Genomic DNA, 15,154 nt, shown 5'->3' with positions numbered 1-15,154 from the left:
CATGCTGGCACAATATTTAATAGTTAAATCGGCTTGATTTAAGGCAGATGCGATGTCATTTCACATTGTCATTGTACAGATACATAGTAACGATTTAATTCGCATCTAACGCGAGGTAAAATCGATTAACACCTCATTAAATTTTTCTCTTTCCTCCCAAAAAGGACCATGGCCACTATAATGAAATGCTACAAGCTTTGAACCTTTTATTTTTTCATATATGATTTTTGCTTGAGAAAATGGAATAACCTGATCATGAATACCATGAATAATTAAAGTAGGAACATAAATAGTTTGAAATTCTGTTTCAATCTTTTCATCTTTAAGTGTATTAATGATAGCAGCTGTTGACCAACTCGCCGCTTCTAATCCCATTTGAAAGAACCATTCAGAAAAAGGTTTTGTTATATATTGGAAGAAAAAGCTGTCCGTTACATCCCTTAACATATTCGGACGATCATTGTAAGTTTCCTTTAGGAATTTTGCTGCTGTTTCTGGAGTAAAACCTGTTGGTGCCGCAGCATCGATTAAGACAAGATTGCGAACGCCATATCCATTATACCTTGCCATATAACGAAGTGCTATTGCTCCTCCAGTTGAATGTCCAGCTAACGTGAAATTCTCCAATTGAAGAGTAGTGATTACAGAAGCAATGTCATCTGCTAACCTATTATAATCGTAGCCACTCATGGGTTTATCTGATTGACCGAATCCCCTCCAATCAATACCGATACATCGATACCCTCTCTCAGGAAGAACATTAAATTGATATTCAAATTGTTTATGATTCAATGGCCACCCATGTATAAATAGGATGGTCTTTTCGCCAGTTGGGTTTAGATCTTCAACATATAAATTGACTCCTGACTCTACAGAAACAAAATACCCCACAACACCCCTCCATTTGAATAGTATTTTCTAACATACCTTATTCATCTGAAGGAAAATTGGTGAATCTCTGCTACCAAAGATCTTTCATTAGGATATTCAAAATTAAACAAAACAAGTGTGTTACCACTAAGAATATGTTCTTGTGTTTTTTATTAAATCTCCATCTTTGAAATCATCCTTTTGCCAACCTTTACAAACATCAACCCAATCTTGTCCATTGGCATATGTAAATATTTCATCGCATGAAAGCTCGATTGCACTATTACTACTCCCACATGCTGGGTATACCGTTTTAAATCTTTTAAGGGATACATCTAAATAGACAGGAATACTTTCTGGTATGCCAAAAGGACAAACACCACCAACCGCATGCCCAACCTTTTCAAGTACTTCATCTGGTGTAAGCATCTTGGCTTTTACCCCAAATTTGTGTTTAAACTTGGCATTATCAATTTTTGCGTCACCAGCTGCTACTACTAAAATGCAGCTATCTTCATTTATAAAAGAAAGTGTTTTTGCAATGCGTTCTGGTTTTACTCCCAAAGCATCTGCAGCAAGTTCTACTGTTGCACTTGAAGCTTCATATTCCATAATTTTATGCTCCAGGCCATACTTTTTAAAATGTTCTCTTACTAGTTCGATTGCCATTTTAATCACCCCAATATTATTTCTTTTGCAACGTCTACTATTAAATTGATTATTCAGATAATTATATTTTACATCAAAATAATTAGATTTAAATATTTATCTATTATCATTTGCTTCATAACTGTTTCAAGGAAGTAATTATTCCACCATCCTATTTATATCCTAATAGGAAAATGCCTATTCTCCATTATAAAAATTCTTTCTGAAGAATAGGCAAATTCATATTAATAACTATTATGCTAAGGAAATCTCCTCCTATTTAACTGTTCTGCTGCTTCGTCTGCTGTTTCAGCAAATGAGCTTGCATTTAATTCATTTAAGGAGCCTACTTGCATGTGAAGATTAGAATAGCGCTGGATAAATGTCTTTGCCTGTTCAATATCCTCCTTCTCAGATGGATAAAGAGAGTCACGGATAAATTGCCCGTGATTCATTAAAATTTCAAGCCAAAATTGATGTTCAAACATTGAGCTCTGCAAATATTCAGGCAAAAAAATTTACATCTCCTTTATTCTTTTCATCACTTAAATATATTCAAATAAGGATTGTACTAGTCGAAACTTTTCCAATAGAAAAAAATGCAGGACAATGTACAAATATCTTGTATAAGTCTGCATTTTTATTTTTGGAGTCACTGTAATTAAAATTACAAAATCGTTACATTACTCAAATCAGCTTTTCCTGCCTTCAAAAAGTTATATGTTAATTTATCCATTGTAGAGCCACTAAAATCAACTTTCTTTACCTCTGAAAAACGAAACTGAATATTTTTGAGAGTTGCATTTCTAAAAGAAGCTTTTTTTATTTGACGCAATGAAAAAACGCATGGATTTAAAAGAACTCTCCATACGTTTAAATAATTCACTTCTTTTTCATTTATGCTCTAAGCGTAGTAATCAAATGATTTTTTAACATAGGAGGATAGATTATTTCAAATCTACCCTCCTTTCTTATTTATAATACCGATGCCAAACGCTTAATTCCTTCATCAATTGTTGCTTGATCTGAATTCGTATAATTTAGTCGTAATGTGCTTGCACCTTTTACATTCGTATAGAATGGATCCCCCGGAACAAAGGCTACTTTATTTTCAATCGCACGATTAAAGACTTCCACGGATGATACGCCTTCTCCTAGGTCAGCCCATAAGAACATACCACCCTCTGGTTTTGTGAATGTAACATGAGCTGGTAAATATTTTTCCATAGAAGCAATCATCGAATTACATTGTTCTTTATACAATTCTGTAATTTGGCTGATGTGCTTATCATAATCATTATTTGCCAAATAATCATAGATTGCATATTGAGAAATTACATTTGTATGCAAATCTGAAGATTGTTTTGCTGCGATTAAATGACCCATTAACTCTTTATTCGTTGTACATAGGAAACCAATACGCATTCCTGGTGATAATGTTTTTGAGAATGAACCAAATAATACACTGTTGTCAGATTTCCCACCTGCAATATATGGTAATGATTCTCCTTCATAACGAAGTTCACCATATGGATCGTCTTCAATTAAAATCGTATCCGTTTTCTTGATAATTTCATAAATAGCTTCTCTTTTTTCTCTTGAATACGTTAACCCAGTAGGATTTTGGAAATTCGGAACAGTATATAATAATTTCACATTATCATTTCTCAGTGTAGCTTCTAGTTCTTCTAAATTTAAGCCGTCATCTTCAAGGCTAACTGGCAAAAAGTTTGGTTCAAAAAGTGAAAAGGTTTGAATAGCCGCAAGATAACAAGGGCTTTCTACAGCTACATTATCCCCTTTATTGATCAACACTTTCCCCATCAAATCTAATCCTTGTTGAGAACCAGTTGTAATTAAGATGTCATCTGCAGTTACGTCTATATCAAATCTTTTTTTATAACGATCTGCAATCCATTGACGTAATGGCAAATAGCCTTGTGTTCCTGAATATTGGAAAACTCTTTCACCTGATTGTTGTAAAACGCGATTCATGGATTCTTGGAATTCCGCTACTGGGAAAGAAATTGGATTTGGTAATCCTCCTGCGAAAGAAATAATATCTTTTGTCTCAGTTAATCGCATAACTTGTGCAATAAATGAGCTATCTGTTTTTAACATTCTATCTGAAAAAATTTGCACCATAATCCATTCTCCTTCTGAACTATATTTATTTGTTTTATATCATAGCAAATCACAAAACATTGGGAATTGTCAATATTTTTTAGAATATTTAAGTAAAATAGAAATGTAAATTAATCAGTTGTAGATTAATTTACTAGCTTACTTATATCTTCAAATATATTAGTCTCAGTATACTATATATTAGATGTGGCGTTGCTATAAAATCGCAGCTAGTAAGAGTCGCAATTATTCTGTGGGTACTGAATAATAATTATAATAAACTTCCTTATTTATTGAAGTTAGCAGAACGTTTTTAACAATAAAGGAAGTAGAAGCTTATTCTCCTGTTTTTTTATACCCTACTACGAATAAGATGCCTAAAAATTGAATAATAATATACTGAATAATCTAACATTAATTCACTTGAATTCATATATCAAAAAAGCTATTGTCATTCTCTACAAAACAATGATATACTGTACTAACTTAATAATGTATTAACGCACTAGTGAACTAAAGTGAATTGAACCAATATTTAATAATATAAATCAAAGGTGGTTTTCAACTATGAAACGTTTTGCAATTATGACAATGTTCATCGTAGCGATCTTCAGTGTGATGGCCGGCTGTTCATCTAACTCTGCTTCCAAAGATGATAAAACACTTGTAATAGGTGTTGACGATACATTCGCTCCAATGGGATTCCGCGATGAAAAAAATAACATCGTTGGTTTTGATATTGACTACGCTAAAGCTGCAGCAAAAGAAATGGGTTATAAAGTACAAATTCAACCAATTGATTGGAAAACGAAAGAATCTGAGTTATCCAGTGGTCGAATCGATTTAATTTGGAATGGATATACGATTACGGACGCACGTAAAAAACAAGTTAACTTTACAAAACCATATTTAAAAAATTCTCAAGTAGTCGTAACACTTGCCAATTCAAAAATTAATAAATTAGATGATTTAAATGGTAAAGTAGTTGGTTTACAAGCACAATCTTCAGCAGCAGATGCATTAGATGCTAGTCCTATTAAATCAAAAATAAAAAATGTCAGTGAGTATTCTGATAATGTAATGGCCTTGAATGACTTAAAAAGTGGTCGTACAGATGCAGTAGTAATTGATGAAGTAGTAATTGATTATTATATGTCAAAACAAAAAGGTACTTTCAAAGTTCTTGATGAATCCCTTGCGCCTGAAGAATACGGTGTAGGAGTTAAAAAAGGTAATGAAGAATTACTTAACAAATTACAAAAAGCACTTGATAAAATGAACGAAAACGGTACAGCTGCTGAAATTTCCAAAAAATGGTTTGGTGAAAACAAAGTATTAAAGTAAAATAATTAACAGTCAAAATCGGGTTTCCTTTTTTGGAAACCTGTTTTGTTTTTATCTTATCGGAATAAAAAATGCAATTTCCCTAATTCTGATAAAGCACAATCGTTTTTGTCAATCGACAAGTTTCATTTAGGAGGAACACTTGTATGAATTTAGACTATCTCATTACGGTCATTAAACCAATGCTACAAGGATCACAAATGACCATACTATTATTTCTAATCGCCATTGTATTATCTATACCCCTTGGTTTCTTATTAACATTGGCTGTGAAAAGTAGCTTTAAACCAATCTCATGGTTAGCTCAAGTATATATTTATGTAATGCGTGGTACGCCACTATTACTTCAATTATTAATAATTTGCTTCGGACTACCCATGATTCCAGGTATTGGTCAATATTTAGTATTAGACCGCTTTACAGCAGCATGCATCGGATTTGTTCTTAACTATGCTGCTTATTTTGCAGAAATCTTCCGTGGTGGTTTGTTAGCAATTGATAAAGGCCAATATGAAGCCGCACAAGTCCTTGGGTTAAATAAATTCCAAACAACAACACGTATTATTCTGCCACAGATGTTCCGTATTGCTATTCCATCGTTAGCAAACGAATCGGTCACACTTGTGAAGGATACAGCATTACTCTATGCAGTAGCTGTTCCTGAATTATTACACTATGCAGAAGCTGCAGTAAACCGTGATTTTACGATCGTTCCATTCTTTGTTGCAGGATTTATGTATCTTATCATGACCCTAATACTTACATTAATCTTTAAATGGATTGAACGTCGGTTTACATTTGAATAGAGAGGAGTGGTCATTATGGCTATCATTGAAGTATCCAAGTTAAAAAAATCATTTGGCAATCTTGATGTATTAAAACAAATTACATTTGATGTAAATAAAAATGATGTAGTAGCGGTCATTGGACCCTCTGGATCTGGTAAAAGTACAATGCTTAGAAGTCTTGTTCATCTCGAAGAAATAAATGGTGGAAGTATTGCAGTAGCGGGTGATTATCTTGTAAAAGATGGGGTTTATGCAAAACCACAAGAGATTAAACGCGTCACTTCTAGAATGGGCATGGTATTTCAACATTTTAATCTTTTCCCACATCTTACGGTCCAAGAGAATCTCGAAATGGCACCACGTTTAGTAAAGAAAGAATCCTCCCAAAATATTAGTAGTCGTAGCATGGAGCTTTTAGAGAAAGTTGGACTTGCTGACAAAGCTTCTGCATACCCTGCAAAACTCTCGGGTGGTCAAAAACAACGTGTAGCGATTGCTAGAGCATTGATGATGGATCCTGAAATTATGTTATTTGATGAGCCAACTTCTGCTCTAGACCCTGAACTAACTGGTGAAGTACTTCAAGTTATGAAAGATTTAGCAGAAGAACATATGACGATGATCGTCGTAACCCATGAAATGGGATTTGCTAGAGAAGTTGCTAACCGTGTCGTATTCATGGACAACGGTGAGATTCTAGAGTCTGGTACTCCTCAAGAATTATTTGACAATCCACAATTCGAACGAACAAAAGCGTTCCTTAACCGAAGCTTAAAATAGTAATCAGATTATAGAAGGAATAAAATAAAAAGCTGACCAGAGAAATAAAATTCTTTGGTCAGCTTTTTTATTGGTTCTATACCTTTTGGGAGTATGGAAATATTTTAAGAAATAAAAATAACGATACTCGCAATTCTTTTATACTTTAAATTAGTAGAAACAGTTCCATTTCTTCTCCACAAAATTTATTGTTCTATATTTTTAATACTGACATATTATAGCTTTGTTGCAAATTGTCTGTGCTTATTATGGACGGACAACAAGTACATCGCAATCAGCTGAGCGAACGATACCTGTTGTAACACTGCCGACTAAGAAGCGTTCAATTGCATTAAGACCAGTTGCACCACAAACAATCAAGTCCGCTTCCACTTTTTTAGCAATATCTTGAGTAATTGCTGATTTAGGAGAACCGTATTGTACGATTATATTGACATTTTCAATACCAGCGGTTTCAGCTTCTTTATAGTCTTCCAACAAAGTTGTAGCAAATTCTTCAGCGCGTTTTTCTTCTTCTGAAAAATTATAAGCTTCAAGCGCAGAATACACACGAGAATCAATGATACTAACCAAATGTAGCGTAGCGTTATTTCGTTTGGCAATTTCTACAGCTTTTTTAAATGCAACCTCAGCTTCTTTTGAACCATCAATACCAACAATAATGTTTTTATAAGTAAATAACATAACTTTATACCTCCCTTTTATAAGCTAATTATACCACCTAAAATTATAACCACGAAGAATCTATATTATGAACATTTATCACCAAAATTACATTCACCTACTACTATTTCCTTTACTTTATATTGGGATTGTTAAAGAGTACTGATAATTTTTATACAGCTTCACTTAGAATGCATTTTTTATTTCAACACATTCACTTTTCATTATTCAGATTTAAATGTTTCGCTACAGACGGCGCTTTCCACGGGCTTGGCTTCAATCTCCTCGAGCCAACACGATGTTGGTCACGAAGCCGTTGCCACAGGAAGTGGCGTTCTTAGGCTTTGTTCTTTAAAAGATGTGCTCCTGCGATTACTCGTCGCAAGAAGGAAATGCGAATGCATTTTCGAGGACTCGCCGTCTTTCGCTCCACAATGAAATAATCGGATATATGAAATGTTCATATTAAAAAACCTAAAATGGATTTCGATTAATTTATTTACATTTTTTATAAATTGTTAAAAATATTTCAAATTTTCTATATTTTTTAAAGAATATATAAACTATAATGGTATATATTAACATTATAGGAACACTATATTAATAATTTTATAGTTGTTTCATTAAGGGGGAATCTTATGAAATCTATTACAAAAAAATTTGCAGCGGCTAGTTTAAGTTGTGCATTAGTTCTTACACCGATTAGTAGCTTTGCTGCAACCGCAAAAACTGGCTCCGCATCAACTATGCTAAAAACGCTTGGTAAAACTGACGAGACAGAAACTACCCAAAAAACAGGAAATTATAGTGATGACACGATTATTATTAAATATTCAAGTAAATTATCTAACAGTGATCTTGGTGGAAATATTGTAATAAGCGATATTAAAAGTCTTAATTATGTAGTTGTTAAAGTCAAAAATAAAAAGAACCTACAGCAGACAATCCAAAAACTTCAAAAGAATAAGAAAGTCATATCTGTAGGCCTAAGTCCAAAATACAAACTTTCAGGAACAGTCGACCCAAAAGTAAGCGAGCAATATATGCATAGCCTATTAAAAACGGCAGATGCACAAAAGCTTGCAGGGAAAAATCAGGTTAAAGTAGCTGTCATTGATACTGGGATTGATCATAATCACCCTGAACTGAAAGACTCTATCATTAAAAGAACAAACATTATTAACCCAATGAATCCAACTACACCCGATACTCACGGAACACACGTTGCAGGAATTATCGCTGGTAAAAAAGATAATGGTATCGGTGGCTACGGCTTAGATCCAGCTGCAAAAATTCTTTCTTTAGATGTATTTAATGGCGATTTTTGGACTTTCGATTATACAATTGCAAATGCCATTCTTAAGGCAGTGGATGAAGGCGCAGACGTTATTAATATGAGTTTGGGCGGCTCCCTTCCTTCTGATGTTCTAAAAGAAGCAATAGATAAAGCAATTAGCAAGGGTGTTGTAGTCGTTGCCGCTGCTGGAAATGAAGCATCTGATATGGCTGTCTATCCAGCTAAATATGAAGGTGTCATTAGCGTTGGCTCTATTAATAAAGAGAAAAAACTAAGTTACTATTCATCATATGGCCCTTCAACTGACGTAGTAGCACCTGGTGAAGATGTCTATTCTTCCTTCTACGATCTTCAAAAAGGATCAACCTTTACAAAATTAAGTGGGACATCCATGGCATCTCCAGTTGTTGCGGGAACAGTAGCGTTACTATTATCCAAGCATCCAAATCTTAAGCCAGCTGAAGTAGAATATATTCTAGAAAAAACAGCAACAGATTTAGGTGAAAAAGGATTTGATAATAAATATGGTAGTGGTCTAATTAACCCAGTTGCAGCATTAAAATTTGACGTCAAGAAAATCCCTTCCCTAGTAACAGCTAAATGGGGAGAAAAGGAAATCTTAAATAATGCAGAGAAAATTGTAGCACCTGCAGAAATCAAACATAACTTTACCAAACCATCAGAACAAAAATGGGTGAAACTTCCTGTAGAAAAAGGCCAATATATTCAAGCTTCATTGGCTGGTGCATCTCAATATGACTACAAAATGACGATTCAATTCTTTGGTGATAATGAGCAACAAAAAACGGAAGTCAATGATGTAACAGAAGGCAAAACAGAAGGTAAACTAATCCAGGCTCCTTTTAGTGGAACAGTTGCCATTGGTATTAAAGATGTGAATGGAAGCTATGATGATTCAAATGCAAAACAATCACATGCTACATTAAAAGTAGATAAATTAGACCAACTTCCTGAAGATGAAACTACATTAGAAACACCTATTAAAATTGAAAACTGGCCATATAGCAAAGACGGCCTCCTTATGACAGGTGAAAAAAGTGATGAAGACTACTTCCACTTTACTTCAAAAGAAGCACAATTAATGAAATTTAGTGTAACTGGAATCCCAGGCGTGGATTTAAGTCTCTCTGTTTATGAAAAGGAACAGATATTCCCATCAATGTCAGATGAAGGCGGCAAAGAAATTCCTTCAGAAGGAATTCCTAGTGAAGAGATATATCCTCTATTCTCAAGCAATAATGGCGGTACAAGTGTTGGCGAAACATTAATGTTCCAAACAGAACCTAATAAGGAATATTACCTAAAAGTAACAAACAACTCTTCATTTTCAGATTTTAACATCCTCCAATTGCTATTCGGTAATTTTGGCGGTATTGGGGATAAAGGACCTGCTGCTTCAGCAATTCCATATAGCGTAAACTTGGAAGGAAAGGCAATTCCCGAAGATGAAGACGGCCTTGACGAATCAACACTATATAAAGAAGAAGGAGAAGGAATCACAATCTATGGTGGTAATTTTGCATCCACATTCCTTGAAATGGGACCAAGTGATTCTTCAAAGCAAATTGAATTATTGGAGTCCGGTGCTCGTTCATATCAATTAGGTGGATCTGCAACAGGATATCTTCAAAATACTTCAGACCAAGATTGGTTTAAACTAACACCAACTAGTGATGGTATTTATCAATTTAACTTACCTACTCCATCAAAGAATATTCCAACTGTTAGTTTATACGAGGTTGTTACTGAAGAAGGTGAAGATGGAAAAACATATCAAAACCTTTCAACTGTTGCAACAAACGAGGACTGGGATTCAGAAGATTGGATAAAAGATCATTTTGTTGCAAGTTTAAAAGCAAATAAAAAATATTATCTGTCAGTAAGTCCAAATTATAATTTATTCCAAATCCCATACGATGGATACCAAATTACATCAAAATTACTTGTTAGTAATCAAAGTGACAAGTATGAAGAAAATGATAAACCAGAACAAGCAAAAACTTTCCCTACAACAGGTGTAACAGCAAACTTTTCTACAGCAAATGATATCGACTCTTATTATTTTACTGCGCCTAAAGATTCTATATACGGTGTCAAATTCTCTAGAACGGAACTAACATCGTCACTTAAATCGAAATATCCGAAAGAATTATTAGCTCCATTTTTCGGATTGATACAAATTTCAGAAGATGTAAATAAAAACCATAAGCTTGATGAACAAGATATTGATCGCTCATCATACATCATGAACATAACAGAAGATGGAACAAACACTGGCTCCTTTGAAGCGAAAAAAGGCATATCTTATTTCGTAATTGCACATAGTTTTGTCGATTCAATGGCTGGTATTACCTTATGGCCATATCAGTTAAAAATTAATCCTGTAAATAAACAAGATGAAGATGCAAAATCGAAAATAACGAAAAACCAACCATCTAAACCACTTAAGTTTAAGAAAAACAGCAGTAAATTATATTCTGCAACAGGTTTCTTCAACTCAGGATATGAAGATGGCGATTCTGATTGGTACGTTTATGAATCTAAGAAAGCAAATCAAGTAACACTTTCACTTGATGCAGGAAAAGAAATAGACGGCATGATTGAAATCTACCGTAATGGCAAAAGAGTTGCAAAATCAGATATTTATGAACAAGGTGACAAAGAAATCGTATCCTTGAATTTGAATAAAGGAACATACTACGTAAAAGTTCGTGATTCCAAAGGTCGCAGTTCAATAGATCCGTACAAACTTTCACTAAAAATCAAGTAAAAAATAGATGACCCAAGAAGGCTATTAAAGGTAGCTTTATTGGGTCATCTTTTTGTTAAGAGCGTAAACTTCATCCTTTAGTGATCAATTTTGATTTGATAGTTAAAAAACCCTCTTATTTAAACTTTTACATACGCATTTTCGTATAAGACAAAGAATAGCTAGCCATACTAAAGGATGATGTAATATTCAACCAATATAGCAAGATATATTAAAACTGTTGGAATAGTTTTGAATAGTAGGAGGTAATATTTTTGGCTAAGCAAGAGAATGCATTATCCATATTCGCCTTAGGTGGTATAAACGAAATTGGTAAAAATATGTATGCAATTCAATACGCAGATGAAATTGTCCTAGTTGACTGTGGGGGGAAATTTCCCGATGAAAGTTTATTAGGAATCGATTTAATCATTCCCGACATCACCTATTTACTTGAAAATAAAGATAAAGTTCAGGCTTTAATTGTAACTCATGGACACGAAGACCATATTGGAGGTATTCCCTACTTCTTAAAAAAATTAAACATACCTATTTATGCCACACGCTTTACGCTTGGATTAATTGAGATAAAATTAAAGGAACATAAAATTCTCAGAGAGACAGAACTAATCCAAATTGACTCCAATTCAGATTTGGATTTTGGCAATATTAAGGTAACCTTTTTTAAGACAAGCCATAGTATTCCTGATTGCCTTGGAATTGTTTTCCATACTCAAGAGGGAGTTGTCGTGCATACTGGTGACTTCAAGTTCGATTTAACCCCGGTGAATGATCAATGTTCTGATATTCATAAAATGGCTGAGATTGGTACAAAAGGTGTGTTAGCACTTATTTCTGAAAGTACAAATGCTGAACGACCTGGTTCAACGCCTTCTGAGCGTTTAGTTGGAAAACATATTGACGAAGCCTTTTTAAGTGCCAAAAGGAAAATTATCATCTCTACTTTTGCCTCTAATGTAAACCGGATTCAACAAATAGTTGAGGCTACCAAAATTACAAATCGGAAATTAGCTTTACTCGGTCGTAGCATGGTGAATGTTGTAGCTGTAGCAATTGAACGTGGCTATTTAAATGTTCCTCCCGGAATGATTATCGATGCTCGAAAAGTCATGCAGCTTCCACCAGAAGATGTCGTGGTCCTATGTACAGGAAGTCAAGGTGAACCACTTGCTGCACTCTCCCGTATGTCAAATTCAGGAAATCGAGATGTACAAATTTTACCCGATGACACAGTGATACTAGCTGCCTCCCCTATTCCTGGCAATGAAAAAGATGTATCACGTATCGTGAATAACCTATTTCAGCTTGGTGCCAAAGTTATTTATGGTTCCTCAAGCATAACAGGAATGCATGTTTCAGGTCATGGCTATCAAGAGGATTTAAAACTGATGCTGTCACTGATGAAGCCAAAATATTTTATCCCAATTCATGGTGAATATAGAATGCTATATATTCATCGAGAATTAGCTGAATCCGTAGGGGTAGAAAGAGAAAACACATTTATTATCAAAAATGGTGATGTCGTTGATATTGAAAATGGAGAGGCTCGCCAAACGCGTAAAATCCCTGCTGGTGATACGTATGTGGATAGTGTTGATATTGGGGAAGTTGGAGAAATCGTATTACGTGACCGTAAACAGCTTTCCGAAGATGGGATGCTCGTTATTGTTTTAACTATCAGTAAAACGGATGGATCTATTATTTCTGAACCAGATACAATTTCACGTGGGTTTGTCTACGCAAAGGACTTCGAAAATCTCTTAAGAAATGTTAATCGTTTAGTGGTAGCAACGGTTGAGGATATACAGACAGAGGAAGCAAAACAATGGAATCCAGTGAAAAGAAAAGTAAAAAAAGCAGTTGGTCAATACTTGTTCACTCAAACGAGAAGAAAACCAATGATCTTACCAATTATCATTGAAATTTAATAAAGTGAAACTTCAATCAGTGGTTTTTTCCACTAATTGTTAGTTGAACCAATCGGGCTTTTACAGGAAGTAATCCCCACCTATACTTCTTCGGTTTTCCAAAAACCTTGAGGTGGGGGGTACTGCCCTTTTATGAGGGGAAAAAGCAGTCAATAGGATGATTGAATAGATCATTCCATTGACTGCTTTATTTTTTTGACTCTGTGTATGGATTAATTCGCTCTTTGTTATTGTTTATTCGCTCTTTCACTCTGTTTATTCGCTCTTTCACTCTGTTTATTCGCTCTTTCACTCTGTTTATTCGCTCTTTCCATCCGTTTATTCGCTCTTTTTTTAATTGTATTCGCTCTCTCAGCAATTTAAGTCTTCCTCATGAAGGAAAATGCTACTCTGTATTTACTATTCTCTTTAGTTTATTCGCAGATTGTATCTAATTTATTTATCCGCTCTTTATTTCTCTTTATTTCTATTTATTCGCTCTTTCACTCTGTTTATTCGCTCTTTCCATCTGTTTATTCGCTCTTTCCACCCGTTTATTCGCTCTTTTTCAAATTGTATTCGCTCTCTCAGCAATTTAAGTCTTCCTCATGAAGGAAAATGCTACTCTGTATTTACCATTCTCTTTAGTTTATTCGCAGATTGTATCTAATTTATTTATTCGCTCTTTACTTCTGTTTATTCGCTCTTTATTTCTATTTATTCGCCCTTTCACTCCGTTTATTCGCTCTTTTTCAAATTGTATTCGCTCTCTCAGCAATTTACGTCCTCATTACAAAGAAAAAATGCTCTTCATTATTCGTTGTTTAACGAATAATGAAGAGCATTTGTAATTTATCACATTAATTAATACTACCTATTCTACTCCTAGAGTTACGCCAAGTTGTTTTAGATATTGTCTGTAAGCAATACTTAATCGGTCAAATCTTAATGATAGTTCAACTTGTAGATCAAGTGGTAATTCTTCTGGCTTTTGATTTTCAACAATTGGCTTGTCCTGTGCAAAAATCATGTCTTGGAATTCAATGATTTCTTCATCTGTTTGACCCGTTTCATAGTCGAAAGATAAGATTCCATATGCGATTGATTTGCATTCTTCAATCGGTAAAATGGTAAGTAAGATTGTCATTTTTGTGTTATTCTCAGGTTCACGTTTTGTGAAGCGAACTGTCATTGGCGTAAGAACTTCGTACGTATAAAGAACATCTTTTGCCACACCCGTACCATCTGGATCTGGTTGGTAAATGATAATCTCATCTGTATAGATTCTTCCGTCCTCTGAGTGCACTTTATAGTCATTAATCTCTGGCTTTTCTTGAACACCTAGATACCCCTCGTGAACAAATGCTAAATGGCTAACATCTAAGAAATTTTCCACAATACGAGGAGGATTTGCATTAACTTCTTGTGGGCCCCAAAGAACATTACGGAAGTTACTATCATTATATTCAGGATATTGGAAGAAATCCGGATTGTTATTATTTAAGTTAACCCATACAAATCCGTAAGCAACTTTACAACCAAATTTAAATATTTTCGCTTTTGATGTGATATTTTGGCCTTCAGGAAGTTGCGGAATTTTCGTACATTTTCCTTCAGAGTCATAATGCCAACCATGATAAGGGCATACAAGATTGCCATCTTTTACACAGCCTAGTGAAAGAGCAGCACCACGATGAATACATAAATCCTTGAAAGCATGGATTCCTTGTTCATTTCTATAGAGAACAGCTCTCTCCCCTAAAATTATTACTTGTAATGGTTTTTCTTTTACATCTTCTTCTTTACAAGCAACAACCCAGCCACTGCGTAACACTTGATCTTCTATCATTATTTCACTTCTCCCTTTTATATCTCTTAGCTATATTTTATGGAGTAAAATTTGTAAAGTCAATACAAAAACACGAACAATTATTTAACGAAT

General features: G+C 34.4%; 11 protein-coding genes. 5 read left to right on the top strand and 6 right to left on the bottom strand.

The features are described 5' to 3' along the window. Positions 1-105 precede the first annotated feature (105 nt). The 4 genes from ABE048_RS12175 to ABE048_RS12160 all read right to left on the bottom strand — a co-directional run bounded on the left by ABE048_RS12175 (position 106) and on the right by ABE048_RS12160 (position 3,663). Complete coding sequence (locus ABE048_RS12175) at positions 106-891, bottom strand: alpha/beta fold hydrolase (protein WP_430311540.1); 786 nt, start codon at positions 889-891, stop codon at positions 106-108. Between the two features lie 126 nt (positions 892-1,017). Further along, on the bottom strand, positions 1,018-1,539 hold the full coding sequence (locus ABE048_RS12170) for a YbaK/EbsC family protein (RefSeq protein ID WP_430311539.1): 522 nt from the start codon (positions 1,537-1,539) through the stop codon (positions 1,018-1,020). 239 nt (positions 1,540-1,778) lie between these two features. Next, the gene (locus tag ABE048_RS12165; protein ID WP_430311538.1) at positions 1,779-2,030 is read right to left on the bottom strand and encodes a DUF2935 domain-containing protein; all 252 of its coding nucleotides are present in this window, start codon (positions 2,028-2,030) and stop codon (positions 1,779-1,781) included. Positions 2,031-2,493: 463 nt separating this feature from the next. Continuing rightward, positions 2,494-3,663 (bottom strand): PLP-dependent aminotransferase family protein, encoded by a 1,170-nt coding sequence (locus ABE048_RS12160; protein ID WP_430311537.1) that lies wholly within the window; start codon positions 3,661-3,663, stop codon positions 2,494-2,496. Between the two features lie 546 nt (positions 3,664-4,209). Here ABE048_RS12160 and ABE048_RS12155 point away from each other — a divergent pair. From ABE048_RS12155 to ABE048_RS12145, 3 genes are all read left to right on the top strand, one after another. Next, a complete protein-coding gene (locus ABE048_RS12155; RefSeq protein WP_430311536.1) occupies positions 4,210-4,986 on the top strand; it encodes an amino acid ABC transporter substrate-binding protein in 777 nt (258 codons plus the stop codon). Between the two features lie 146 nt (positions 4,987-5,132). Beyond that, positions 5,133-5,792: an amino acid ABC transporter permease gene (locus ABE048_RS12150; RefSeq protein WP_430311535.1), complete on the top strand. Its 660-nt coding sequence runs from the start codon at positions 5,133-5,135 to the stop codon at positions 5,790-5,792. 15 nt (positions 5,793-5,807) lie between these two features. After that, positions 5,808-6,554, top strand: a complete 747-nt coding sequence (locus tag ABE048_RS12145) for an amino acid ABC transporter ATP-binding protein (protein WP_430311534.1) — start codon at positions 5,808-5,810, stop codon at positions 6,552-6,554. Between the two features lie 246 nt (positions 6,555-6,800). Here the strand turns inward: ABE048_RS12145 and ABE048_RS12140 are convergent, their stop codons facing one another. Beyond that, positions 6,801-7,238 (bottom strand): universal stress protein, encoded by a 438-nt coding sequence (locus ABE048_RS12140; protein WP_430311533.1) that lies wholly within the window; start codon positions 7,236-7,238, stop codon positions 6,801-6,803. A gap of 617 nt (positions 7,239-7,855) precedes the next feature. On the opposite strand from ABE048_RS12140, the gene ABE048_RS12135 reads away from it, so the two are divergent. Together ABE048_RS12135 and ABE048_RS12130 are read left to right on the top strand one after the other, a co-directional pair. Continuing rightward, the gene (locus ABE048_RS12135; RefSeq protein WP_430311532.1) at positions 7,856-11,305 is read left to right on the top strand and encodes a S8 family peptidase; all 3,450 of its coding nucleotides are present in this window, start codon (positions 7,856-7,858) and stop codon (positions 11,303-11,305) included. A 254-nt stretch (positions 11,306-11,559) separates the two neighbouring features. After that, entirely contained in the window at positions 11,560-13,233 is a 1,674-nt protein-coding gene (locus ABE048_RS12130; protein WP_430311531.1) for a ribonuclease J, read from the top strand. 853 nt (positions 13,234-14,086) lie between these two features. Here the strand turns inward: ABE048_RS12130 and ABE048_RS12125 are convergent. Further along, positions 14,087-15,064: a Rieske 2Fe-2S domain-containing protein gene (locus tag ABE048_RS12125; protein WP_430311597.1), complete on the bottom strand. Its 978-nt coding sequence runs from the start codon at positions 15,062-15,064 to the stop codon at positions 14,087-14,089. Positions 15,065-15,154: the final 90 nt, after the last annotated feature.

It is taken from the genome of Rummeliibacillus pycnus, from assembly GCF_050459865.1.
GTDB lineage: Bacteria > Bacillota > Bacilli > Bacillales_A > Planococcaceae > Rummeliibacillus > Rummeliibacillus pycnus_B.
The sequence above is the reverse complement of the archived record's forward strand: the minus strand, read 5'-3'. Positions and strand labels throughout refer to the sequence as shown.

What these genes read in the sequence shown, in the direction of transcription:
- ABE048_RS12140 (WP_430311533.1), bottom strand. Translation starts at nt 7,238, where the DNA reads ATGTTATTTACTTATAAAAACATTATTGTTGGTATTGATGGTTCAAAA.
- ABE048_RS12170 (WP_430311539.1), bottom strand. Translation starts at nt 1,539, where the DNA reads ATGGCAATCGAACTAGTAAGAGAACATTTTAAAAAGTATGGCCTGGAG.
- ABE048_RS12150 (WP_430311535.1), top strand. Translation starts at nt 5,133, where the DNA reads ATGAATTTAGACTATCTCATTACGGTCATTAAACCAATGCTACAAGGA.
- ABE048_RS12155 (WP_430311536.1), top strand. Translation starts at nt 4,210, where the DNA reads ATGAAACGTTTTGCAATTATGACAATGTTCATCGTAGCGATCTTCAGT.
- ABE048_RS12135 (WP_430311532.1), top strand. Translation starts at nt 7,856, where the DNA reads ATGAAATCTATTACAAAAAAATTTGCAGCGGCTAGTTTAAGTTGTGCA.
- ABE048_RS12145 (WP_430311534.1), top strand. Translation starts at nt 5,808, where the DNA reads ATGGCTATCATTGAAGTATCCAAGTTAAAAAAATCATTTGGCAATCTT.
- ABE048_RS12160 (WP_430311537.1), bottom strand. Translation starts at nt 3,663, where the DNA reads ATGGTGCAAATTTTTTCAGATAGAATGTTAAAAACAGATAGCTCATTT.